Genomic DNA, 24,031 nt, shown 5'->3' on the forward strand with positions numbered 1-24,031 from the left:
GCCAGCGCCACGGGTGAGTCTGGGCGTGCCCCTCTACAACGCCGAGCGCTACCTCGAAGGCTGCCTCGACGCCCTGCTCGCCCAGGACTACCCCAACTTCGAGATCATCATCAGCGACAACGCCTCCACCGACCGGACCTGGGAGATCTGCCAGCGGTACGCGGCGAAGGACCCGCGGATCCGGCTCTACCGCAACCCGCGCAACTTCGGCGGGCACGTCAACTACGCCCGGGTGGTGGAGCTGGCCCGGGGCGAGCTGTTCAAGTGGGTGGCGTACGACGACGTCTGCCTGCCGGCGTACCTGCGCACCTGCGTGGCGGCGCTGGACGCGGCCGGGCCGCACGCCGTACTCGCCTATCCGCGTACGGTGCTGATCGACGAGGCGGGCGAGGTGATCGGCCCGTACGCCGACCGGCTGGACCTGCGCGACCGGCGGCCGTGGCGCCGGGTGGCCGGAGTGGCGAAGAACATCAACCTCTGCCACGCGCACTTCGGGGTGTTCCGGATGTCGGCGCTGCGCCGGACCGGGATGATCCGCCCGTTCCTCTCCTCCGACTACACGCTGATCGCCGAGGTGGCCCGGCTCGGCGAGATCCACGAGGTGGCCGAGCCGCTCTTCCTGCGCCGGATGCACGGCGCCTCCACCCGGCAGGCGAAGGACGCCACCCCGGCCTCGGCACTCGCCTGGTTCGCCCAGAGCGGCAAGCGGGTCCGGGCGCCCCGGCTGCGGATGCTCGCCGAGACGCTGCGGACCCTCTCCACCGGCTCCGAGCCGCTCGGCACCCGGCTCAGTTCGGCGGTGGCGTTCCTGGCCACCTGGTGGGCCCGCCGGGTCCGGGTCCGGCTCGGCCGGCTGCGCCGCCGGTTGGTCCGTCGGCGTACCAGCGCGGCGAAGGGCAGCGCCTAGGGTGGCCGCGCTCCAGCCCGCCCGGACGGCTCCGGAACAGCCAGCCAGCACCCCGGCAGATGACCCGGCGTCGCTCCCGTCGGACGGCGCCGGTCGGGTGCGCTCGGCGATCGGCTGGTCGTACCTGCTCACCGCCGGCCGGATCGGTTCGTCGATCCTGGTCACCTTCCTGCTCGCCCGGCTGCTCGGGCCGAGCGAGTTCGGCTTGGTGGCGATGGCCACCGTCTTCATCACGGTCGCGCAGACGCTGATCCAGCAGGGGCTGGTCTCCGCGATCGTGCAGCGGGACGGGCTCACCCGGGAGCACCTGGACGGCGCGTTCGTGGTGCTGGTACTGGCCGGGGTGGTGATCGGCGGGCTGACCGCGGCCGCCAGTCCGCTGTGGGCGATGGCCAACCGGGCCCCGGAGCTGACCGCGATCTGCGTCGCGCTCTCCCCGCTGGTGCTGTTGCAGGGCCTCTCCATCGTGCCCGAGGCGGTGTTGCGCCGGGAGCTGCGGTTCCGCGCGGTCGCCATCCGTACCCTGCTCGCCTCGCTGCTCAGTGGCGTCGTCGGGGTGGTGCTGGCGCTGGCCGGCGCGGGCATCTGGGCCCTGGTGGCGCAGCAGCTGGTGAACGCGGCGGTCGGCCTGGTGGTGCTCTGGTGGGTCTGCCCGTGGCGGCCCAGCCGCCGGCCCCGGCTGGCCGGCATCAAGGACCTGCTGGTCTTCTCCGCCCACTCGGCCAACGCCGGGCTGGGCCTGATGCTCAGCTCCAAGGCGGACGTCCTCTTCACCGGCCTCTTCTTCGGGCCGGTGGCGACCGGGATCTACCGGCTGGCGGCCCGGCTGCCGGACATGCTGGTGGACGTGACGGTCCGCTCGCTCCAGCAGGTGGCGCTGCCGTCGCTGTCCCGGTTGCAGCGGGACCGGGCCGCGCTGGCCGCACACCTGGGCCAGCTCCAGCACCTCGGCGCGCTGGCCGGGCTGCCGGTGCTCGGCGTACTGGCGGCGGCGGCGCATCCGCTGGTCACGCTGCTGGGTCCGCAGTGGGCCGGCACCGAGGTGCCGCTCCGGCTGCTCTGCCTCTTCGGCGCCGTCAACGTGTACGGGGTGCTGCTCGGTCCGGCGCTCCAGGCGATCGGCCAGCCGGGCAAGCTCGCCGCGATCCTCTGGACCCGGGGGGTACTCGGGGTGGCGACGCTGGCCGCCGTCGGCACCCTCTTCACCGGGTACGGCGACGTGGCCGAGGCGACCGCGGTGGCGCTGGCCGGGGTCGGGATGCAGGTCGTGGTGACCGCCCTCGCGGTCTGGGTCACCGTGCGCCGGGCCGTGAGGGCGTCGATCGCGGCCTTCCTCGCTCCGACGGTGCCGGCGATCCTGGCCGCGGTGGTCGCCGCACTGGTGCCGCTGGTGGTGGCCCGGACCGGCCTGGACGCCGGACCGGTGGTCGAACTGCTGGTGCTGGGCGGGACGGCCGGGCTGGCCGCCGGAGTGCTGCTCTGGGTCACCGACGCCCGGCTGCGCCGGCTGGTGCTGGCCCGGCTCCCCCGCCGCCGTACCGCCGGGAGCGGTGCCACCGGCAGATGAGCACCAGATCCTCGTGCCTCAGAGCACGCGACGCACCGCGCCGTTGGTGTTCACCAGCACACGCCGGTCGTTGAGCGCCAGCGCGTACGCCAGATTCCCGGGCTCGAACGGGTGGAACGACGATTCCCGGTAGCTGAAGACGAGGTCGTTGATCCACGGATCGTTGCCGCACGCGGCGTGCTGGTTGCCCGCGAACCGGGCCATCACCTCGCCGGTGAACGCCACCACGCCGGCGTCGAAGGCGGCTTGCTGGATCACATTGTTCAACCGCACGCCGAGCCGCACGATCATCCGCCGTTCGTCGTCGTCGAGCGCCGCGTTGATGGCGAGCGGGCAGGGCAGACCTGGCGCGACAAGCTGCGGATAGCCGGCCACGAAGATGTCGGCGCCCGGCGCCCGCAGCCGGAGGTCCCGGTAGAGCAGGCGCAGCGGGTTGTAGAGAGCGTCGACCGTCGCGTTGAGCGCCGGCTCCCGGTGGGTGCACTGCACCGGAAGCAGGATGCAGTTGGTCAGCTCCGGCGCGAACCCGGCGTCGTTGCCGCCGATCGTCATGGTGATCAGCGTGGGGCCGGGGGCGTGCCACGGAATGAGGCCCTTCTGGTACAGGTCCACGTCAACGGTCGTGGCACCGGAGCAGGCGAGCAGTTCGGGCTGCGGGTCCCACGGTGCCTTGGCCAGGTAAGCCCAGGTGTTGGGCGAGACTCCGCATTGCGCGTCGGCCTTCGAGTCCTGGTTGCCGATCCCGGCCGAGTAGGAGTCGCCCAGCGCGAAGAACCTGGTGTACTGCGGCACGCCGGTGGTGCGTATCTCGATGGGCACGGAGGCCGGCCCCTCCAACAACCCGTTGACCGGCACGATGCGCCAGCGGTACCAGTTTCCGGGGTACAGCAGCCCGGGGTTGAACGACGTCGCGGAAACCGCCCAGGGCAGCCGGGTCCAGCTGGCGGGGTTGCGCGCGAGGTCGATCACCTCGATGTAGTAACCGGTGGCCTCCGCGGTAGAGGACCACCACAACTGAGAATCGTTGTCGGTGGGGCCGGGCGAGCCATTCAGCGTTACATGACCCGGCGCGACACCGCCGAACACCGCGCGCGAATGGTTGCCCGGCTGGCCGGTCATCAGCCCCTTGGTCGGCACGAGACGGTAGTCGACCTGCGCACCGGCCAGGCCCTCCGTGGTCCATGTGGTGTCCGCGACGGGGTACGGCAGCCGGGTGAAGGTCGACTCGTTCGACGGTTTGACGACCCGCTGCTCGATCAGGTAGCCGGTGGCACCCGGCGTGGCCGACCAGTTGAGCCGGGCCGCCCGGTTCAGCGACGTGGTGCTCACCGCCGGACCGGCCGACGGCCACGTCACATTCGTCGGTCCGGTGAAGCTGCGGCCGATGCCGACGCGGTTCAGCGCGTTGGCGAACGCCGCCGCGATCCGCGCCTCACCGGTCGAGTTGGGGTGCGTGCCGTCCCAGGTGTGTACCGCCGGATCCCAGCCGGCCGGGTCGGTGGTGGTCACCACCCTGGAGGCGGAGGTCGACATCGACGCCGCAAGGGCGTCGTACCGGGCGTTGAGGTCAGCCGTGTCGGCCTGGTTGAGGTACACCTTCTGGAAGATGTCGTAGCGCGACAGGGTGTGCCCGATGACGATGGTGACCGAGGGGTTGGCCGCGCGCGCGTTGCTGACGAAGGTGCGCATGTCGTCGGCGACCCTCGCCGGGCTGTGCGAGAACCAGATCAGGTCGTTGATGCCGAGCAGGACCAGGACGACCTGCGCTCCGGTGCTCGACACAGCGGCCTGGATGGTGTCCTTCTCCGACGTCACCGGCCGTCCCCACTGCGCGTGATGGTGCCGGTCGAACGGATACGCGTAGGTCTGGTCGCCGTGCTGGTTGGTGATGTTGTTGTAGAGGTCCGTGCGGTCACCGACGAGGTCGAACGAGACCCCGGCGTTCAGCAGATGCTGGTACAGGTGGTAGCGCCAGGTGATGTCGCCCGACGATCCCTGGGTGATCGAGTCGCCGACGACCATGATGGGTAGCGGAGCGGCGGCGAGCGCCACTCCACCGGCAGGCAACACCATCGCGAGCACCAATGCCGCGATGAGCCCGGTGCGACGCCAGATCCCGCCGTTCATCCCCGACCCCTCCAACCATCGACGAGTGAGAGCATCCAAACACACCGGTGTGGAGGCAACGTGGAAGATCAACAGCGGCCGGGGACGTAGCTGCCTAAGCGTGGTCAGTCGAGCAACGGAGTGAATTCCTGGTCGGTTGGCGCCGCCGCGACGGTCGCGGCCGGCGGGGTGAAGGCGATCGCCTTGCCGTTGGCCAGCACCAACTGGTTGACCGAGTACTGCACCGCGTCGGTGCCGGTCGGGTTCTCGATGCCGATCGTCGCCGAGTTGCCCAACTCGCGTCCGGCGTTCAGCGCGGTGTAGTTGAAGACGATCTGGCCCCACTCGGAGAGCACCACCTGGAAGGTGATCCGCGCGGCCGGTGCGCCGGAGAACCCCACATCCTTCCACTCGACCACGAACTGCCGGTCCGGCGCGGCGCCCAGCACGGCGGTCCGGACCCGCGACTCCGGGTGCATCACCAGGTCGTCCCAGAACGGATAGAGCGCCGCGTTCGGTGTGCCGGCGTACGGCAGCGCCCGGTTCGCCGGCCAGGAGCCACGTGGATCCACGAAGGACAGTACGCCGTTCACGTCCACCCACGCCCTGGAGTGGGTCTGCCCGTAGTACGGGAACGGGAACGGCAGCATCACCGATGCGGTGTCGTTGTCCCCGGTCAGTGGCAGCTCGGTCGGACCGGCCGGCAGGTACGCCCGGAAGGAGTGTGTCGTACACGCGTAGCCGAAGCCGTCCGCGCAGCTACCCGGCGCGCCGTCGTAGTTGGCCGTGTAGGTCGCGGTGGTGGTGGCCGGCGCGGTGATCACATGGGTCGCGGCACCCCCGTCCGACCAGTTCTGGAAGGTGTACGCACCCGGACCGAGCCGCTGCGGCCCGGGCGCGCTGAGGGTGTTGGTCGAACCGACGATCACCTGCCCGGCGTTCGGGGTGGTGAGACTCCGGCCGTTGAGGTTGACCCGCAGCCCGGCGGGCTTGGTCGCGAGCTTGAGCTGCACGGTCTTCGGGTCCAGCCGGAGCGTGGTGCTGCCGGTCAGCCCGCCGCTGTCCCTGGCGGTCAGGGTCAGCTCCAGATAGGACGGGTACTCGTGGTCCGGGGCCAGGAACGTCCCGGAGGCCACCCCGGCCACCTCGCGCACCGGGTGGCTGTGGCAGTTCTCCGGTGTGCTGCAGTGCATGTTGACCAGTGTCCAGCGCAGCGCCGAGGCCGGCAGCGCACCCTGCTGCGGGTCGGTGGCCCCACCGCTGAACGTGACCGTCTGGCCGGTCGCCCAGCGCAGCGCGGCGGTCGGCTGTTCGATCACCGGCACCGGCGCACTCGTACCGACCCTGATCTGCACCGTCGCCGTGTCGCTGAGCCCGGCGAAGTCGACCACCCGCAACCGCGCGGTGTAGGTGCCGACCGACGGGTACCGGTGGGTCACGTTCAGCCCGGTCGCGTCCACGGTGCCGTCGTTGGTGAAGTCCCACTGGTATTCGAGGATGTCGCCCGGGTCCGGGTCGGTCGAGCCGACGGCGTCGAAGGAGACGTCCAGCGGCGCCGGCCCGCTGGTCGGGGTCGCCTCGGCGGCGGCGTTCGGCGGCTGGTTGCCGGAACTGTAGTGGAACCGGCGTACGGTGCCACCGAGCAGGTCGACGTAGTACAGGTCGTTCTCCGGCCCGATCCGCAGGTCCACCACGCCGGGGGCGATCGCGAACGGCACGATCCGGGCCGGGTCGGGCAGCCCGTTGACGCCGGTCCGCATCGCCCAGATGCAGCCCCGGGAGTAGTCGGCGAAGAACAGCGCCCCGGCGTACGCCGTCGGGTAGTTTCCGCCAGCGCCCGGATAGAACGCCACCCCGGCCGGGGATGACCCGCCGGTCGGGCAGCCGTCACCGGCCGCCACCTGCTGGCTGTGCTGGTAGGTGTAGTACGGCGAGGTGACCGTGCCGGCGGGCTGCGGGTAGAGGGTCTCGCAGAGCGACAGGTTGGCCGCGTTGTAGCCGCCCTGCGGCGCGTTCCCCTCGTAACACGGCCAGCCGTAGTTGCGGACCGGCCCGACCGCCGGGTCGACCACCCGGTTGATCTCCTCCCAGGTACGCCAGCCGACGTCACCGATCCAGACCTCGCTGCTGCCCGGCCGGAACGTCCACCGGTACGGGTTGCGCAGCCCGTACGCGAGAATCCGCCGGTTGTTCGGGTCGGGGCTCGCCGCCAGCGGGTTGTCCGGCAGCGCGGCCCCGGTCGACGGCGAGATCCGGATCAGCGTGCCGGAGAGCCCGGTCGGGTCGGCCGGGGTACGGATGTCCTGGGACCGCAGCCCGCCGCCCTCGGCGCTCGGCGGCGTCATCGCGGCACCGGCCGGTGCGGGCGGGTCCGCGCACGGGTTCGACGGGTTGCCCGCCTGCCCGTAGTCGGTGAAGGTCGCCGACGCCCCGTCGCCACCGGCGACGTAGAGCGCCCCGTCCGGGCCGAACGCGAGGTCACCGATCGAGTGGCTCTCGATCTGGTGGCACCAGTCGTGCAGCAGCACCTGCTCGCTGCCAATCATCACGTCACCGTCGGCCCGCAGCCGGGAGACCCGGGCGCTGGCCCGGCAGTTCCCGATCAACGCGCAGCTGTCGTGGTAGGTCGGCGCGCCGCCGCCGACCACGCCGTCGTAGGTGTAGCTGAGGTAGACGTACGGGTCGGCGGGGAAGTTCGGCGGCAGGGCCAGGCCGATCAGGCCGAGGTCCTCGTAGTCGTACACCTTCGGGCGCAGGTCGGCGAAGACCGTCGCGGTGTTGTCCGCCAGGCTGTCGAAGACCTTGACGAGGCCGCTCTTCTCCGCGACGAAGACCCGGCCGTCCGGTGCGAAGACCAGTTTGGTGGGGCGGGTCAGCCCGGTGAAGACCACCTGCTGGGTGAAGCCGGGCGGGATCGCCGCCGCGGGTTCGGGCTCCAGCGGGGGCAGCCCGACCACGACCGGTACGCCCAGCACGGGTGCCAGGGTCAGTGCCCAGATTCGCCGCACCGCTCGGGACATGGTGACCTCCCTCCACGGCACCGCCGAACGGTCGGCGGCCGCTGCACTCCAGGATCACCCTCCGTAGCGGAGCGGGCTGTCGCGAGGTTGACCAGGGCGGTTAACTGACCGGCCGCTACTTAACGACCGATCATCTTCCCTGGTCAACCGTTCGCACATCCCTACCCGGGTTGTCGGTCAGGAATCGGCGGGCGGCTGCGCCGACCACTGGCGGCTACCAAGGGTTGCGAACCGTCCGGACGGAAGACGACCGACGTACCGCTCACCAGGGCCGGCTGGTTGACCGAGTACGGCAGCGCGACCGCACCTGTCGGATTCTCGATGCCGACCGTCGCCGAGTCGCCCCGCTCCCGCCCGCTGGTGTTCAGGTCCTGGTAGTTGAAGACGATCTCACCGTTCTCCGCGATCACCACCTCGAAGCTGATCCGCGCGGAGGTGGAACCGTACATTCCGCTGTTGCGCCACTCCACCACGAACCGGCGGTTCGGTGCGGTACCCGTCACCGCGGTGCGGACGCTGGAGTCCGCCCGCTGGTAGAGGTCGTCCCAGAACGGATAGAGCGCCGCGTTCGGCGCGCCGGTCGCCGGCAGCACCGTGTTGACCGGCTGCGGCCCGCCCGGGTCGGTGAAGGAGACGAACCCGTTTCCGGAGACCCAGGCGGTGCGGTGGTACTGCCCGAAGAACGGCACCGGGAACGGCAGCGCCACCGAGGTCACCGCGTCGTCACCGGCCAGCGGCAGCACCGTGGCCTCCGCCGGCATCCAGGCCCGGCCGGTCTGGGTGCCACAGGTGTAGCCCGGTGCGGTGCCGCAGCCGGCCGCGCCGGCGTACGTCGCCGTGTAGCTGGCCGCCGTCGCGGGCGCGGTGACGACGTGCGTCGCCGCGCCGCCGTCCGACCAGCCGGTGAAGGAGTACGGCAGCCCGCCGACCGTCTGCGGGCTCGGCGCGCTGACCGTGTTGGTCGAGCCGACGATGACCGTACGGGTGAACGGGGCCGTCCCGGTGGTCGCCCCGACGGTCAGCCGCAGCCCGGGCGGGTTGCTGGCGAAGGTGAGGTCGACGGTCCGGGGGTCGAGCCGGCGTACCACGGTGTTCGACAGGCCCTGCCCGTCGGTGGCGGTCAACTCCAGTTCCAGGTACGACGGGTACTCGTGGTCCGGCGCGACGAAGGATCCGGAGGCCACCCCGGTCCACTCCTGGAGCTGGTGGGTGTGGCAGTTGCCGACCGACTCGCAGTGCTGCATCCGCAGCCGCCAGCGCAGTGCCGACGCCGGCAGGTTGCCCTGCTGCGGGTCGGTGGCCCGGCCGGCGAAGCCCAGGGTGTCCCCGACCCGCCAGGTGGTGCCGACCACCGGACTGTCCAGCAGGGCGGTCGGGGCGGCGTTGCCGGGCTGGATCTGCACGGTGCTGCTCGCCGAGACGCCCAGGGTGTCGGTGACGGTCAGCCTCGCGGTGTGGTTGCCGGCGGTCGGATAGCGGAACGTGGCGGTCGGTGTGCTGGCGTCGACCGTACCGTCGCTGGTGAAGTCCCACTGGTAGCTGAGCCGGCCGGCGTCGGCCGGGTCCGGGTCGGTCGACGCGGTGCCGTCGAAGGTCACGTCGAGCGGGGCGGGGCCGCTGGTCGGGGTCGCCTGGATCACCGCGGTCGGCGGCTGGTTGCCCGGGAAGTACCGGATCCGTCGTACGGTGCCGCCGCCCAGGTCGGCGTAGTAGAGCTCGGCACCCGGCCCGACCGCCAGGTCGACCGGGCTGGCGGCGGCCTGCCCGAAGGCCTGCAGGTTGGCCGGGTCCGGCAGCCCGCCCGGGGTACTCGGGCGCATCGCCCAGATGCAGCCGCGCGAGTAGTCGGCGAAGAAGAGCGCCCCCGCGTACGCCGCCGGATAGCTGCCGCCGCTTCCCGGATAGAACGCGAGCCCGGAGATCCCGTCTCCGCCCGACCCGCAGTTCTCCCCCGGCACCACCGCCGTACCGTGGTGGTAGGCGTAGTACGGCGCGGTCTGCCCGGCCCCGGCGTAGAGCGTCTCGCAGAGGTTCAGGTTGGCGTTGTCGTAGCTGGCCATCCGGCCGGCACCCTCGTAGCAGGGCCAGCCGAAGTTGCTGACCCCCGCTGTGGGGTCGACGATCCGGTCGACCTCCTCCCAGGTGTTCCAGCCGACGTCGCCGAGCCAGATCTCGTTGGTGCCCGGCCGGATGGTGAACCGGAACGGGTTGCGGGTGCCGTGCCCGACGATCCGCCGGGTGTTCGGGTCGGCCGCCCCGATCGCCGGGTTGCCCGGTGCCGCCGCCCCGGTCGCCGGGTCGAGCCGCAGCACCGCGCCGTCCAGCCCGGTCGGGTCGGCGCCGCTGCGGACGTCCTGGGAGCGCAGCGCCCCACCCTCGGCGGTCGGCGGCCTCATCGTTCCGCCGGGCGGGTCGGCGCACGGGTTGGCCGGGCTGCCCAACTGGCCGTAGTCGACGGCGCTGAAACTGGCCCCGTCGCCGGCCGTGGCGTAGAGCATGCCGTCGGCACCGAACCGCAGGTCGCCGACGGAGTGGCTGGGGTACTGCTGGCACCAGTCGGAGATCAGCACCTGCTCGGCGCCGGTCATCACGTCGCCGCCGGCCGGCAGCCGGGAGAGCCGGCCGGTGACCAGGCAGCGGCCGTTGTTGGCGTCGCCGCAGGTGTCGTTCCACACCGGAGCGTTCTGCCCGGGGGGCGCGTCGTAGGTGTAGAGCACGTAGACCCACGGGCTCGCCGGGAAGTCGGGCGGCAGCGCCAGGCCGAGCAAGCCCCGGTCCCACTGGTTGTGCACATTGGTGGAGAGGTCGGCGAAGACGGTCGGGGTGGGGTCGGCCAGGTCCGCGTAGACCTTGATCCGGCCACCCTTCTCGGCGACGAAGACCCGCCCGTCCGGGGCGAACTCGACGTTCGTCGGCTGGTTCAGCCCACTGAACACCACCTGCTCCTGGAACCCGGTCGGCAGCGTCACCGCCGACGCCGGGGTTCCGCGCAGCGGCGCCAGGACGCTCGCCAGCAACGCCAGTACCAGACCCGTTCGCAAGCCGCGCCGCAGCCGCATGGCCCACTCCTCTCCGCGTGGCGAGCGGCAGTTCCGAACCCGACCGTGAACGGCGGCTCACCTTTGTCGGCACAGAGTAGTTTTCGGCGCAAGACCCGCCACCCGGCCGCGACAAATCGCGAATCCGGACGAAGATCACGGAATCCGCGCTCTCCCGACGGTTCGTCCCTGATGCCGCCGAATTAGCGTTGATCTGGGCAGTGAACCCTTTTCACCCTGAACCGCGCGGCGCGTGCGCCCCGACCTCCCCTTGCGGCCACGACGGACCACAAGGGGAGGTTGAAAAAGGTTCAGTGACGTGCCCTTGCACCGCAGTACGCGGATGAGCGAGTGAAGGAACAATCGTACGATCGGTCGCGACCTTGTAAGTAACTCGACACAACCACCAATCCGCGGTCCTTGCCCGGGCCGGGTTGGTAGAGCAATGTCTTGGTAGGCACCGGGCCGGTAACGGGATCGCCCGGTGCGAGAAGCGTGTTCATTCGGGTCGCGGCGTAATTGCGTACGCCGCGACCTTCCATCGAAAACGTCGTCCGAGCTGCGCGGATGGGAGTTAGAGATGGCCGATCAACGCCCCCACGTGGTCATCGTGGTGGTAAATCTGCCAGCCGAGCGGGACCGCCGGGTAATCCGGGAGTGCCAGGCCCTGGAAGCGGCCGGCTACCGCGCGTCGGTGATCTGCCCGCGGGGGCCACGACGCCTCACCGTGCTGCCCGGCACCGCCGCCACCGGGATCTATTCGTTCCCCCAACCGCTGGCGGGCAAGGGGGTGCTCTCCTTCGCGGCCGAGTTCGCCTGGGCACTGATCGCCGTCACCACCCGGCTGCTCGGACTGATGCTGCGGACCCGGGTGGACGCCGTCCAGGCGTGCAACCCGCCGGACGTCTTCTGGGTGGTCGGGCTGCTGATGCGGGCTCTGGGCCGGCCCTTCGTCTTCGACCACCACGACCTGAGCCCGGAACTCTACGAGTGCAAGGCGGGTCAACCCCGACCGAGTGTGCTGTGGATGCTCCGGCTCTTCGAGCGGCTCTCCTGGCGTACCGCGACCGCGGTGGTCGCCACCAACGAGTCGTTCCGGGAGTTGGCGCTGCGCCGGGGCGGCTGCCCACCCGAGAAGGTGGTGGTGGTGCGCAACGGTCCGGCCCTGGCGGAGGTGCGGCGCGGCGACGGCCGGGGCGCGGACGGTCCCCGGCAGAAGGTGGTCTACGTCGGCGTGATCAATCCGCAGGACAACGTCGAAGCCACCGTACTGGCCGCCGAGCGGCTGGCCGGGCTGCGCGGCACCGACGACTGGGAGCTGGTGGTCGCCGGGGACGGCGAGAGCATGCCGGAGCTGCGCCGGCTGGCCGCCGAGCGGGGCGTGGACGACGTCGTACGGTTCACCGGCTGGCTGGAGGCCGAGGAGGTCGACGCGCTGCTCTGTTCCGCCTCGATCGCCATCCAGCCGGACCGGCCGAGCCGGATGGCCGAGATGTACACGATGGCCAAGACGGTGGAGTACGTCGCCCGGGGCGTACCGGTGGTCGCGGTGGACCTGCTGGAGACCCGGCGTACCGCCGAGGCGGCGGCGAGCTATGTGGAGACCGGCAGCCCGGACGAATTCGCCAAGGCCATCGACCAGCTTCTCAGCGACGAGCACACCCGGGCGGCGATGAGTGCGACCGGGAGACAGCGGTTCGTCGATGAACTCGCCTGGGACCACCAGGTGAAGTCGTACATCCGACTGTGGGATCGATTGCTCCGCCCGTCGCTCAGCGACTACAACGAAGTTCCACACGGTAACGGGGCCGATGCCGCGCGTCTGCCGACCTGACCATCCGTACAGCACTTCCGCGCCTTTCGAAAGGGCCGCCCGATGGACCTTCTCGACCTGCTGAAGCTCATGTTTCGGCGGTGGTACGTCTCGGCTCCGATCGTCGTCGTGACGCTCGGCGCGGCTCTCGGGTTCGGGCTGGCGATCCAGCCCGAATACAAGACCGAGGTCGCGATCCTGCTCGTCCCGCCGACCACCTCGGCGGCCCCGGCGCCGAACGCGACACCCCGGCCGGGCAACCCGTGGCTGCGGATCGGCGAGAACGCGATGGCCCAGGCCGTGCAGATCTCCACCTCCGCGCACGACGCCCGGACCAGGATCGCGGCGGCCGGCGGCGACCCCGACTACGAGGTCGGGCTGGTGACCCGCAGCTCGATCCTGACCGTCGCGGTGACGGCGACGAGCGAGGAGAGCGCCCGGAAGACCGTTGAGGCGGTGACCCGGCTGATCCACGACGAGGTCGCCGGGCAGCAGGCGCCGTACAAGCCCAACCCGGGAGAACAGATCACCACCGAGGTGCTGGACCCCGGGCTGAACATCGTGCAGTCCCGGTCCAACGTGCTGCGGGCACAGGTCGTGATCACGGCGATCGGCATCCTGCTGGCCGCGGTCGGCGCCGTGGTCTACGACGCGGTGGCCCGCCGCCGGGCGAGCGCCCTGCTCGGCCAGCGCCGGGACGCGCGTACCCCGATGGCCTGGAACGCCGGCCCGGCGGTGAATGCCGGCCAGGCGGTGGTCGGCACGCCGCGACCGGGGGCGGTCTCGCCGGCCCCGGTGGCCCGGGCCGCGCCGGTCTCCCCGGGTCCCGGCCGCGAGGCTACCCAACCCCTCTCCCGGCGCGGCCCATACGCCCCGGACGGCGGGGTCGCCGCGCAGCCCGTCGACGACCGCCGCCCCGGCTCCCCGGCCGACGACCGGCACGCCGGACCGCCCGCCGACGAGCGCTACCCGGGTTCGGCGGTCAACGAGCGGGCCGGTGGGCACCTGCCGCACGACCGGGGGGCCGGGCAGGGCGGCAACGGACGGGCTGCCGCGGCCACGGGCGAGGAGACGATCCTGCTCACCACCACCGCCCGGAACGTCGTGGACGATCCGGGCCGATGAACCCCGGGAAGCCCACGAGCGCCGGCTGACGGCGCACGGACGAGACGAGCGACGTGCCGACCTACCTATCCGCGCGGCGGTCCGACACGGTGTACGACGGCATCACCCCCGCCGTACGCCACTTCCCGGATGCCACCGCCGCGGTCATCGCGTCGATCATGCTTGCCTACCTGCTCCCCTTCCGGCTGGTCTTCCCGCCACTGAGCGACCTGGGCAAGCCGGGCCTGATGGTCGGGTTCGGCCTGCTGGTCTGGTGGGCGCTGAGCCGGCTGCACCCCACCCTGGTCACCCGGGGCCAGCAGCCGATGCGCTGGGCGATGGCGATCTACCTGGTCACCCTCTTCCTGTCGTACGTCGCCGGGCAGGGCCGCGGGATGCCGGTGCTGGAGGCGAACGGTGCCGAACGGACCCTGCTGATGGCGCTCGCCGGGGCCGGCATCCTGCTCGCCGCCGCCGACGGCGTGCTGACCCGGGAACGCATCGACAAGGTGCTGTGCTGGTTTTGCTGGGGCGCCAGCTTCATGGCCTTCGTCGCGCTGGTCCAGTTCGTGACCCGGATCGACCTGACCACGTACATGAAGCTGCCGCCGCTGCTGACCTTCCACAAGGAGGTGGTCGGGTTCCGGGACCGGGGCGGCGACGGGCTGGTCCGGGTCGCCGGCACCGCCGGGCACTACATCGAGTTCAGCGTGCTGATGGTGATCGGCCTGGTGGTGGCGATCCACTTCGCCCGGTTCTCGTCGACCCGGCGGGACCGGCAGATCTATGGCGCGCTGGCGATGTTCCAGGCCGCGGTCATCCCGATCTCACTGTCCCGCACCGGGGTACTCGCGCTCGGCGCCGCGATCCTGCTCTTCGTCCTGGTCTGGCCGCTGCGGACCACCTTCAACGTGCTGGTGGTGGGCTGTTTCCTGACGGCGCTGATCCAGGTCGCGCGGCCCGGCCTGCTGGCCGCGATCAAGTCGTTGCTGCTGGCCGGGGAGAACGATCCCAGCGTGCAGGCCCGGGTCGAGGACTACGACTACGTGACCCCGTTCATCCGGGAGCGTCCCTGGCTGGGGCGCGGGGTCGGCACCTTCCTGCCGGAGCTCTACCAACTGCTGGACAACCAGTGGCTGACCACCCTGGTCCAGGGCGGCATCATCGGGGTGGCCGGGCTCGCCGTCTTCTTCCTCTCCGGAGTGGTGGTCGCCGGCCGGGTACGCCGGTTCGCCCGTACGGACCGGGACCGCGACCTGGCCGCGGTGCTGGCGGTGGCGATCGGGGTGGCCGGCGTCTCCGGGTTCACCTTCGACTCGATGTACTTCACGACGTTCTTCATCACGGTGCACGTGCTGCTCGGCCTGACCGGGGCACTGTGGCGGCTGACCAGGGCGGAACGCACCAACCGGATCGAGTCGGGCCGGCCGGTCCGGCAACCCGACGAGGCCGGGCCGGTGCCGGCGGCGGCGCAGGCATGACGGAGCGGGGCGCGGGCAGCGGCCACCTCCGTGAACCCGAGCGGAGGTGAGCGGTCTGATGACCGGTGACGGTGGCATCGACATCCTCATGATCACGTACGACCGGCCGGAGTACGTCCGGCTGTCGCTGCCGCACCTGCTCGACACCTGCCCGGCGGACGCCCGGGTGTGGCTCTGGCACAACGGCACCGACCAGCCGACGCTGGAGGCGGTCGAGGAACTCCGGCACCACCCGCGGGTGCACCGGTTCCGGCAGAGCCCGGTCAACGCCGGGCTGACCGAGCCCACCAACTGGCTGTGGACCGAGGCGACCGGCTCGTACCTGAGCAAGGTGGACGACGACTGCCTGCCCGATCCGGACTGGCTGACCATCCTGCGCAAGGCCCACCAGGACGTGCCGGGGTTCGGGGTGATCGGCACCTGGCGGTTTCCCGCCGAGGACGTCGACCAGGCGCTGGTGGCGGCGAAGCTGGCGGACTACCCGAACGGGCACCAACTGTTCCGCAACCACTGGGTGCAGGGCAGCGGCTATCTGATGAAACGCGAGACGCTGGCCCAGGTCGGCCCGCTGGCCGGCGACGAGACGTTCACCGCCTGGTGCCTGCGGGCCGCCCGGCTCGGCTGGCTGAACGGCTGGTACCACCCGTTCCTGCCCGAGGACCACCTGGACGACCCGCGCAGCCCGCACACCATCTATCGCACCGACGCCGATTTCATGGCCCGCCGGCCGCTGTCGGCCCGGCGTACCGGGGTGACGACGGTGGCGGAGTGGACGCAGCAGATGCGGCACTCGGCCCGGGTGGTCCAGGCCGCCCCGCTCGACCTGCGGGAATACCAGGGCTGGCGGCTGCGCCGCCGCAACGCCACCCGGCGGATCCGGCTCGCCCTGACCGGGCGGGCGCCATGGTGACGAGCGTGGTCGTGGCCGCGCACGACGAGGCGGCGGTGCTCGGCCGGACCCTGCGGACCCTGCTCGCCGACGCGGAGCCGGGCGAGTTCGAGGTGGTCGTGGTGGCGAACGGCTGCACCGACGCCACGGCGGCGGTGGCCCGGTCGGTGCCCGGGGTCACCGTGCGGGAACTGCCCGAGCCGGGCAAGCCGGCCGCGCTGAACGCGGGCGACGAGGCGGTACGCGGCTTTCCCCGGATCTACCTGGACGCCGACATCACCCTGGACACCGCCGGGGCCCGTGCGCTGGCCGCCGCGGTCGCCGCGCCGGGGATACTGGCCGCCGCGCCGCGCCGCCGGCTGGACACCACCGGACGGCCCCTGCTGGTACGCGCCTACTACGCGATCAACGGGCGGCATCCGGCGTACCGGAACGCGCTCTTCGGCCGGGGCGCGATCGCGCTGTCGGCGGCCGGCCGGACCCGGTTCGGCCGGTTTCCCGACGTGGTCGCCGACGACCTCTTCCTGGACGGGCAGTTCACCGAGGCGGAGAAGCGGGAGGTGGCCGAGGTGGCGACCGTGGTGGCCACGCCCCGGCGCACCGCCGACCTGCTGCGCCGGCTCGGCCGGGTCCGGGCCGGCAACGCCAGCCTGCGCGCCGCCGACGACCGGGTACGCCGGGCCCGCCGGACCTCCTGGCTGGTCCACGTGGTGCTGCCCCGGCCGTGGCTGCTGCCGGCCGGGGTCTGCTACGTCGGGCTGACCCTGCTGGCCGCCGGGGCGGCGCGGCGACCGGCGGTCCGTGACCGGTGGGGACGCGACGAATCCAGCCGGGCTCCGGGACCGGCCGAGGCCGACGGCGTGACCGGAGCGGCGCCGTGACGCCGGTGGTGAGCGTGGTCGTGGTCTCCTACCAGACCCGTGAGCTGATCCTGACCGCGCTGGCCACGCTGCGCACCGCCTGCCCGGCCGAGCCGTACGAGGTGATCGTGGTCGACAACGCCTCGACCGACGGGTCGGCGGCGGCGGTCGCGGCGGCCTTCCCGGAGGCCCGGGTGGTCCGGCTGGCCCGCAACGTCGGCTTCGGCCGGGCGGTCAACGTCGGCGCGTCCCGGGCCCGGGGCGACTGGTTGCTGCTGTTGAACCCGGACACCGAACCGGTCGGCAACGTCATCGGCGAACTGCTGGCCTTCACCCGGGACCGGCCCGGGCACGGCATCTACGCCGGGCGGACCCTCGGGGCGGACGGCAGCGACGACGGGCACTCGGTCTTCGGTCCACCCTCGCTCTGGACACTCACCTGCTTCGCCACCGGACTGTCCAAGGTGTTTCCCCGGTCCCGGCTCTTCAACCGGGAGGCGCTGCCCTGGCTGGACCGGTCCTCGCCGGTCCGGGTGCCGGCCGCCTCCGGCTGCCTGCTGCTGGTCCGGCGGTCCCTCTTCAGCCAGCTCGGCGGCTTCACCCCGGACTACTTCATGTACAGCGAGGATCTCGACCTCTGCCTCCGGGCGACCGCCCTCGGGGCCCGCCCGGTGCTGGTGCCGGCGGCCCGGGTACTGCACGTCGGCGGGGCCGCCTCGACCAGCGCGGGCAAGCGGGTGATGCTGCTGCGCGGTCAGGTCACCTTCCAGCGGCTGCGCTGGGCACCCGGCCGGGCGGCGCTGGGCCGGACACTGCTGCGGATCGGCATCGCCGCCCGGGCGACCGCGGCCCGGCTGACCGGCCGGGCCGGCTACTGGCGGGAGGTCTGGCGGCAGCGCCGCACCTGGCTGGCCGGTTGGCCACCGGCGGCCGGACTGCCCCCGGTGGAGGTCACCGAGCCGGTGCCGCCCGGCCCGCGCGGCAGCACCGACACCGACGGCTGAGCCCTCGGTTCAGGCCCGCTTCTCGCCCGGCACCGGCAGGTCGGCGAAGGCCGCCACCGTGCGGTCGGCGTACGCGCTGGCGTCGCCGGTCTCCATCGGCCCGTCCCACTCCGACGGCAGCGGTACCGGCACCGCCGGGTTGACCCGCCGGACCACCTCGTCGAGTACGGTCTCGGCGTCGCCGACCCAGAGGTGCTTGGCCCCCGGTACGCCGACCACCTCGGCCTGCGGCACCGCCGCGAACCGCCGCCGGGCCTCGTCCGGCCGCAGGTAGTCGTCGAACTCGGGAACCAGCGCGGTCAGCGGCTTGCCGGATTCGGCCCAGGTGGCCAGGTCGGCCTCGGTGCTGCTGCGCAGTGGCGGAGAGAGCAGGATCGCCCCGACGATTCCCGGGTCGCAGCCGTGCCGCAGGGTCAGGTCGGTGCCGAACGACCAGCCCAGCAACCAGATGTTCGGCAGCTCGGCGAACTCGGCGTACTCGATCGCGGCCGCGACGTCGTACCGCTCGGCGTCGCCGCCGTCGAAGGTCCCCTCGCTGGTGCCGCGCACGCTGCTGGTGCCCCGGGTGTTGAAGCGGAGCACCGCGAGGTCGGCCAGCGCGGGCAGCCGCCAGGCGGCCTTGCGGAACACGTGGCTGTCCATCATCCCGCCGTGGGTGGGCAGCGGGTGCAGGCAGACCAGGGTGGCGACCGGGTCCCGGTCGGCGGGGAGCGCCAGCTCGCCGACCAGCCGCAGGCCGTCGGCGGTGTGCAGCTCGATCTCCTCCCGGCGGGCGGGCAGGATGCTGGCGGCGCGGATCGCTGTACTCACAGGGATCAGTCTTACCCGGTCCGCCCGGGGAGGGCAGCGAACCCGGGTCGGCGTGACGAAGATCCCTCGGATCGGGCGCCCGGTCAGCCGTAGCGGGGGGCGCTGCGCGAGCGTTCCACCCCCGGGCCGCGCCGGTCCCGGGCCCGCCAGCAGCCGGTGTGCCAGTGCCGGCGGTCGGTCAGGTCGCCCTGCCCGTCGGCCGGCCAGGCGACCAGGTGGGCCACCCCGGGGCGGATCTCCTGGACGCAGCCGGGGCAGCGGTACGTCTTGGTCGCGGCGCTGCCCGGGATGTTGCGTACCTGCCACTCGCCGTCCCGCCAGGTCTGCACCGAGCCCACCCCGCGCTCCAGCCGGGTGCGGTCCAGCGGCGGGGCGTCGTCGGGACGCGGACGGTTGCGACGCGGACTCACGTTCCCCAGCCTACGGCGCGGGCCGGCGCGCGCCCCGGGACCGCCGCACCCACCCGGTCGGCCATGACCGCCGGGGCACGACATCGCGACAAACCGCTCAAAGTGCGCGAGTTAGTGACCAATCAACACGCCTGCTCCACGCTGCCACCGGACGGCCCGAGGGCCGTCACGGCAGGCCACCGAAACGGCTCTGAGCTGCGAATACTTTCGCACCGGTCAGGCTGTCGGATCACGGTCAGCACCGCCACCGAGCCCATGAACGGGGTTAACGTTCGCAAATAGGACCGGTCGGATAGCTGATCGATCCGGTGCAGGAGGAGTTATGTGGACCGGACGCATCGTCACCACCGCCGGGATGGCTCTGCTGGCCGCCACGGTCACGGCATCACCCGCGCGGGCCGCCGGCCCGGGCGATCCCATCCCCGGCGACTTCAACGTCGACGGGCGCCAGGACGTCGTGGTACTCGGCTCGGTCGAGCCGGACCTCTGCTCGGTCATCGTGCGTTACGGCAGCAGCCCAGGCGTCTACCTGCCGCCGGTGGCCACCGTCTACGCCCGGCCCGGCGACAGTCGCGGCACCTCCTGCCCGGACATCGGCGTGGGCTTCGACGCCGACGGCGACGCCGGTGACGAGCTCTGGCTCGGCTGGAGCGCCGGCCCGCCGCCCTCGCTCACCTACAACCGGTTGGTGATCGACAACAACCTCCGGACCATCCTCACGTTCAGCTCGCCGATCACCCCGAGCTATCTCGGTACCGCCGACTTCGTGGGCGACGGCCGGCAGACGGCGTACTCGGTGGGTGCCGGCGGGTTCGCCACCTACGTGATCGTGAACGGCGTGGGTCAGCTCGGCCCGGAGCGGTGGTGTTCGGCGGGCGCCCCGGCCTACCAGCTCCGGAACCTGGACGGGGACCGGGCGGCCGACGCGGTGCTCGCGTACACCGACGGGTGCGCCGACGGGGCCAACGGGGTGGTCGTGGTGCTCGACGACGGCACGACCCGGCACCTGGAACTCGATCCGGCGGGCCTGACCACCTGGCGGCCGCGGGTGCTGGACGCCAACGGCGACCGGTTCCCGGATGTACGCACGGAGAACCTGGCCACCGGAGAGATCAGCTACTTCATCGGGCGCGGCGACGGCAGTTTCGTCGAAGGGCCGGACGCCAACACCGACACCGTCTTCCTGACCAGCGTCAAGCCGCTGGCGATCGACGTACTCGGCAACGACCACGTGGCCGCCGACACCGACGTGGTGGTCACCGTGCCACCCCGGTACGGCACCGTGCAGGTGCTGTCGGACCGGCGCATCCTCTACCGGCCGGACCCGGAGCACGGGCGGACCGACCGGTTCAGCTACCAACTGCGGCGGGAGGAGAAGCGGAGCAGCGCGGCGGTGAACATCCGGTTCCCTAGCTGATCACGACATACCCCCTGAGCTGCGGTTCCGTCATGCCAGTCCGGTGTCGGATCGTGGTCAGCACCGGCCAATGCCCGCAAACTCGGTCTAGCGTCCCAAATACGGGTTGGTCCGCCATAGCACTACATAGGGGGAGCACTATGTGGAGCAAGTGTTTTGCCCTGACCACCGTCCTGGTCACCAGTGCGGCACTGACCCTGCCGGGCCCGGAGTCCTGGGCCGGGACGCGCGACGAGGCACTGCTCGGTGACTTCAACGGCGACGGCCTCCAGGACTCGGCCACCCTCGGCCGGATCGCCCCGAACCTCTGTTCGACCATCGTCGAGTACGGCACCGCGGCCGGCGTCTACCTGCCCCCGGTCGCCTACACCTACCTCACTCCCAACGGCGGCGGCACGCCGAACTGCCCGGACATCGGCGTCGCGCTCAACGTCGACGACGACCCGGTCGACGAGCTCTACATCGGCTGGACGGGCGGCCCGCCGGCCACCGTCGACTTCAGCCGGATGGTGCTCCAGCCGCCGGCCTTCGTCCCCAGCGCCTTCTACACCTCGCCGATCACCCGCCCGACGTTCATCGGCGCCGGCCGGTTCGGTGAGGGCGGCCGGGAGAGCCCGTACGGGGTGGGGCCGGGCGGAGTGATCAACGTGGTCGTCGACGGCTCCGCGGTCGCACCCGGCCCGATCAGCTACTGCTCGGAGACCGCTCCGACCGTCCAGCTCACCGACTGGAACCGGGACGGCGTGCACGGCATGCTGGTCAGCTACACGGACGGCTGCGAGCCCGGCGCGACCGGCAGCAGCGGTGTGGTCCGGATCCATCACAGCGGCGCCGTCCAGCAGCTCGAACTCGATCCGGCCGGGCGGGCCTCCTGGACCGCGCAGGTGGTCAACGCCAACGACGACCGCTGGCCGGATGCCCGGACCATCGACCGGGCCACCGGCGAGGTCGACTACTTCATCAACGACCGGGCCCCGGTGGACTTCACCCTGGTCCCCTCGCCGGACGCGAACACCGACCGGATCGATCTCACCGAGATCCGGCCGCTCGCCATCGACGTACTCCACAACGACCACGCCAGCCGGTACGCCGACGTCACCGTCACCACCCCACCCCGGTACGGGACCACCCAGATCCGGTCCGACCGCCGCATCGTCTACCGCCCCCGGGCAAACCACGGCCGCACCGACCGCTTCAGCTACCAGCTCAGCGAGGCGGGAAAGCGGAGCACCGCCACCGTGACCATCCGGTTCCCGGGCTGATCCGGTCGAACGTCGAGGCATCAGGGAGGGACCATGTGGCGCAAACGCACCGCGATGGTGGTGGTGATGGTGGTCGTGGCCGCCGTGGGCGCTGTCGTGGGCGCCGCGCCGAATCCGGCCTGGGCCGCCGGCCGGGGCGAGCAGGTCCTCGGCGACGTCAACGGCGACGGCCTCACCGACCTGGTCACCCTCGGTCTGGTTCAGCCCGACTACTGCTCGGTGATCGTCGAGTACGGCACCGCGTCCGGCGCCTACCGCCCGCCCGTGGCGTACGTCTATCTTCGCCCCGGCGGCTCCGGGATGGGCACCCGCTGCCCCGAACTCGGCGTCGCCGTGGACCTCGACGCGGACCGGACCGAGGAGCTGGTGGTGGCCTGGTATCCGGGCCCGCCGCCGACCGTGCCGTACAACCTGATGGTGTTGAACACCGCGTTCCAGCCGTCGTTCGGCCTGGTCCAGGCGATCTTCGCGCCCTACTATCTGGGCACCGCCGACTTCAACGGCGACGGGCGGGAGGACGTCTACTCGATCACCGACCAGGGCCAGGGGATCGAGACGTACCTCAACCTCGGCAACGGCACGCTGACGCACGGCCCTGAGCAATGGTGCGCTCGGCCGCTGGAGTACGACCTACGGGACTTCGACCTGGACGGCCGGACCGACCTGCTGAACAGCTACGTCGAGCGCTGCCTCTCGGCGACCTTCGCCAGCGGGGTGGCGGTGGTGCTCGACGACGGCACGCCGCAGGAGTTGCAGCGCGATCCGGTCGGCATCGACACCTGGACGACCCGGGTGGTCAACGTGAACGGGGACCGGTTCCCGGACATCCGGACCATCTCCCGGCTGACCGGGGCGGTGGACTACTTCATCGGCACCGGCGGCGGCCGCTTCGTCCGATCGCCGAAGGCGAACAGCGACGTCGTACGGCTCACCGGCAACCGGGCGGTGACGATCACCGTACGGGACAACGACTTCGCCACCAGCCAGGCCGAGGTCAGCATCACCGTCCAGCCGAGATACGGGACCGCCCGGGTCATCAGCCGTGGGCGGATCATCTACACACCCCGGCCGAACCATGGCGCGACCGACCGGTTCACGTACCAACTCACCGAGGGCACCCGCCGCAGCAGCGCGGTCGTGTACATCCGGTGGAGCGGATAGCCCGATCCGGGTGGGTTGGCGAGCCTTTAGGAGCGTGCCATGAGGGGTAGAGGGATCGCCGCGATAACGGTGGCAATCATGGCGACGGCCGGTGGCGTTGGCGTACGGGCGCCGCACGTCTGGGCGGGCGGCCCGGGTGAGCCCGTCGTCGCCGACGTGAACGGTGACGGCCGACCGGACCGGGTGGTACTCGATCTCACCGTGGGAGCCGCGACCACCTGCCGGGTCGTGGTCAGCCTGGGACAGGCCGGCGGCGGGTTCGCGGCGCCGCAGGCGTACGACTACCTGACCCTGCCGGCGGAGGAGCCCAACTGTGCGGACATGGGCGTGGGGCTCAACCTGGACGCGGACGTCGCCGCCGAACTCGCGGTGACCTGGTTCGCCGGGCCACCGACGACCGTCCCCCACACCCTGCTGGTGCTGGACAACTTCCGGGTGACCCGCGGCTTCAACACCATCTTCCAGCCCAGCTTCATCGGCACCGCGGACTTCGACGGCGACCGGCGGCAGGACATCTACGAGTGGACCGACCAGGGTGAGGGGTTCGTCAGCTACCTCGCCACCGGGGCCGGCACCCTGGTGCCCGGCCCGGTCCGGCACTGTTCCGGCCCGCTGCACCACCAGCTTGCCGACTTCAACCGGAACGCGGCGATGGACGTGGTGATCGCGTACATCGAGGGCTGCGGCGCGTATTTCAGCGGCGTGGTGGTGGTCCGCGACGACGGCAGCCTGTTCCACCTGCACTCCGACGTGCTGGGCTTCGCGAGTTGGACGCTGGAGACCGGCGACGCCAACCACGACGGCCTGGTCGACGTGACCACCTACAACCAGTTGACAGGGGAGATCGGCACCTTCATCAGCCTCGGCAACGGCTCCCTCGTCCGGTCGCCGGTGGCGATCCGCGACTATCCCACGGTCAGCGGCAGCAAGGCGACCGGCATCCAGGTGCTGGCCAACGACTACGCCACCGACCGGACCAGGGTGACCATCTGGACCCCGCCGCAGCACGGCACGGTCAAGGTCACCACGAATCGCACGATCATCTACACCCCGGACCCGACGCACGGCACAAGCGACACGTTCGTCTACCGCCTCACCCAGGACGGCCGGACCAGCAACGCCGCGGTCAGTCTGCGGATCACCGACTGACCGGGCCGCGCAAGCCCTGGCCGTGCGGCCCCT

The 24,031-nt window shown here is 71.6% G+C and carries 17 protein-coding genes; 12 read left to right on the forward strand and 5 right to left on the reverse strand.

What is annotated here, in order from left to right:
• The first annotated feature begins 13 nt into the window (after positions 1-13).
• Entirely contained in the window at positions 14-907 is an 894-nt protein-coding gene (locus AAH979_RS26360) for a glycosyltransferase family 2 protein (RefSeq protein ID WP_346260813.1), read from the forward strand.
• Between the two features lies 1 nt (position 908).
• Entirely contained in the window at positions 909-2,474 is a 1,566-nt protein-coding gene (locus AAH979_RS26365; protein WP_346260814.1) for a lipopolysaccharide biosynthesis protein, read from the forward strand.
• Between the two features lie 18 nt (positions 2,475-2,492).
• On the opposite strand, the gene AAH979_RS26370 is transcribed toward AAH979_RS26365, so the two are convergent.
• The 3 genes from AAH979_RS26370 to AAH979_RS26380 form a co-directional block, all read right to left on the reverse strand.
• Entirely contained in the window at positions 2,493-4,601 is a 2,109-nt protein-coding gene (locus tag AAH979_RS26370) for a GDSL-type esterase/lipase family protein (protein WP_346260815.1), read from the reverse strand.
• Positions 4,602-4,705: 104 nt separating this feature from the next.
• The gene (locus tag AAH979_RS26375) at positions 4,706-7,600 is read right to left on the reverse strand and encodes a PQQ-dependent sugar dehydrogenase (protein ID WP_346260816.1); all 2,895 of its coding nucleotides are present in this window, start codon (positions 7,598-7,600) and stop codon (positions 4,706-4,708) included.
• Between the two features lie 161 nt (positions 7,601-7,761).
• A complete protein-coding gene (locus tag AAH979_RS26380; protein ID WP_346260817.1) occupies positions 7,762-10,659 on the reverse strand; it encodes a PQQ-dependent sugar dehydrogenase in 2,898 nt (965 codons plus the stop codon).
• A gap of 559 nt (positions 10,660-11,218) precedes the next feature.
• On the opposite strand from AAH979_RS26380, the gene AAH979_RS26385 reads away from it, so the two are divergent.
• The 6 genes from AAH979_RS26385 to AAH979_RS26410 are packed head-to-tail and all read left to right on the forward strand — an operon-like array spanning position 11,219 to position 17,789.
• Complete coding sequence (locus tag AAH979_RS26385) at positions 11,219-12,472, forward strand: glycosyltransferase family 4 protein (protein WP_346260818.1); 1,254 nt, start codon at positions 11,219-11,221, stop codon at positions 12,470-12,472.
• Positions 12,473-12,514: 42 nt separating this feature from the next.
• The gene (locus AAH979_RS26390; protein ID WP_346260819.1) at positions 12,515-13,576 is read left to right on the forward strand and encodes a hypothetical protein; all 1,062 of its coding nucleotides are present in this window, start codon (positions 12,515-12,517) and stop codon (positions 13,574-13,576) included.
• A gap of 53 nt (positions 13,577-13,629) precedes the next feature.
• Positions 13,630-15,036, forward strand: a complete 1,407-nt coding sequence (locus tag AAH979_RS26395) for an O-antigen ligase family protein (RefSeq protein ID WP_346260820.1) — start codon at positions 13,630-13,632, stop codon at positions 15,034-15,036.
• 58 nt (positions 15,037-15,094) lie between these two features.
• Complete coding sequence (locus AAH979_RS26400; RefSeq protein WP_346260821.1) at positions 15,095-15,946, forward strand: glycosyltransferase; 852 nt, start codon at positions 15,095-15,097, stop codon at positions 15,944-15,946.
• Positions 15,940-16,806 carry a glycosyltransferase family 2 protein gene (locus tag AAH979_RS26405; RefSeq protein ID WP_346260822.1) on the forward strand — a complete coding sequence of 289 codons (867 nt, stop codon included), beginning with the start codon at positions 15,940-15,942 and terminating at the stop codon, positions 16,804-16,806. Before AAH979_RS26400 ends, AAH979_RS26405 begins: the two co-directional genes overlap by 7 nt.
• On the forward strand, positions 16,803-17,789 hold the full coding sequence (locus tag AAH979_RS26410) for a glycosyltransferase family 2 protein (protein ID WP_346260823.1): 987 nt from the start codon (positions 16,803-16,805) through the stop codon (positions 17,787-17,789). The genes AAH979_RS26405 and AAH979_RS26410 overlap by 4 nt, the downstream gene beginning before the upstream one ends.
• 9 nt (positions 17,790-17,798) lie before the next feature.
• Here AAH979_RS26410 and AAH979_RS26415 read toward each other — a convergent pair whose 3' ends face one another.
• Together AAH979_RS26415 and AAH979_RS26420 are read right to left on the reverse strand one after the other, a co-directional pair.
• Positions 17,799-18,599: an alpha/beta hydrolase gene (locus tag AAH979_RS26415; RefSeq protein ID WP_346260824.1), complete on the reverse strand. Its 801-nt coding sequence runs from the start codon at positions 18,597-18,599 to the stop codon at positions 17,799-17,801.
• Positions 18,600-18,682: 83 nt separating this feature from the next.
• Complete coding sequence (locus AAH979_RS26420) at positions 18,683-19,009, reverse strand: hypothetical protein (RefSeq protein WP_346260825.1); 327 nt, start codon at positions 19,007-19,009, stop codon at positions 18,683-18,685.
• Between the two features lie 322 nt (positions 19,010-19,331).
• Between AAH979_RS26420 and AAH979_RS26425 the strand changes: the two genes are divergently transcribed.
• The 4 genes from AAH979_RS26425 to AAH979_RS26440 all read left to right on the forward strand — a co-directional run bounded on the left by AAH979_RS26425 (position 19,332) and on the right by AAH979_RS26440 (position 23,998).
• Complete coding sequence (locus AAH979_RS26425; protein ID WP_346260826.1) at positions 19,332-20,426, forward strand: Ig-like domain-containing protein; 1,095 nt, start codon at positions 19,332-19,334, stop codon at positions 20,424-20,426.
• 140 nt (positions 20,427-20,566) lie between these two features.
• The gene (locus AAH979_RS26430) at positions 20,567-21,688 is read left to right on the forward strand and encodes an Ig-like domain-containing protein (protein ID WP_346260827.1); all 1,122 of its coding nucleotides are present in this window, start codon (positions 20,567-20,569) and stop codon (positions 21,686-21,688) included.
• 33 nt (positions 21,689-21,721) lie between these two features.
• On the forward strand, positions 21,722-22,849 hold the full coding sequence (locus tag AAH979_RS26435; RefSeq protein ID WP_346260828.1) for an FG-GAP-like repeat-containing protein: 1,128 nt from the start codon (positions 21,722-21,724) through the stop codon (positions 22,847-22,849).
• 39 nt (positions 22,850-22,888) lie between these two features.
• Entirely contained in the window at positions 22,889-23,998 is a 1,110-nt protein-coding gene (locus AAH979_RS26440; protein WP_346260829.1) for an Ig-like domain-containing protein, read from the forward strand.
• Positions 23,999-24,031 lie beyond the last annotated feature (33 nt).

It is taken from the genome of Plantactinospora sp. ZYX-F-223, assembly GCF_039649625.1.
Taxonomy (GTDB): Bacteria; Actinomycetota; Actinomycetes; order Mycobacteriales; family Micromonosporaceae; genus Plantactinospora.

Bases quoted from the DNA above. Each gene is read 5' to 3' on its own strand.
- AAH979_RS26440 (WP_346260829.1), top strand. From the start codon at position 22,889: ATGAGGGGTAGAGGGATCGCCGCGATAACGGTGGCAATCATGGCGACG.
- AAH979_RS26385 (WP_346260818.1), top strand. From the start codon at position 11,219: ATGGCCGATCAACGCCCCCACGTGGTCATCGTGGTGGTAAATCTGCCA.
- AAH979_RS26430 (WP_346260827.1), top strand. From the start codon at position 20,567: ATGTGGAGCAAGTGTTTTGCCCTGACCACCGTCCTGGTCACCAGTGCG.
- AAH979_RS26375 (WP_346260816.1), bottom strand. From the start codon at position 7,600: ATGTCCCGAGCGGTGCGGCGAATCTGGGCACTGACCCTGGCACCCGTG.
- AAH979_RS26400 (WP_346260821.1), top strand. From the start codon at position 15,095: ATGACCGGTGACGGTGGCATCGACATCCTCATGATCACGTACGACCGG.
- AAH979_RS26435 (WP_346260828.1), top strand. From the start codon at position 21,722: ATGTGGCGCAAACGCACCGCGATGGTGGTGGTGATGGTGGTCGTGGCC.
- AAH979_RS26380 (WP_346260817.1), bottom strand. From the start codon at position 10,659: ATGCGGCTGCGGCGCGGCTTGCGAACGGGTCTGGTACTGGCGTTGCTG.
- AAH979_RS26405 (WP_346260822.1), top strand. From the start codon at position 15,940: ATGGTGACGAGCGTGGTCGTGGCCGCGCACGACGAGGCGGCGGTGCTC.
- AAH979_RS26370 (WP_346260815.1), bottom strand. From the start codon at position 4,601: ATGAACGGCGGGATCTGGCGTCGCACCGGGCTCATCGCGGCATTGGTG.
- AAH979_RS26390 (WP_346260819.1), top strand. From the start codon at position 12,515: ATGGACCTTCTCGACCTGCTGAAGCTCATGTTTCGGCGGTGGTACGTC.
- AAH979_RS26425 (WP_346260826.1), top strand. From the start codon at position 19,332: ATGTGGACCGGACGCATCGTCACCACCGCCGGGATGGCTCTGCTGGCC.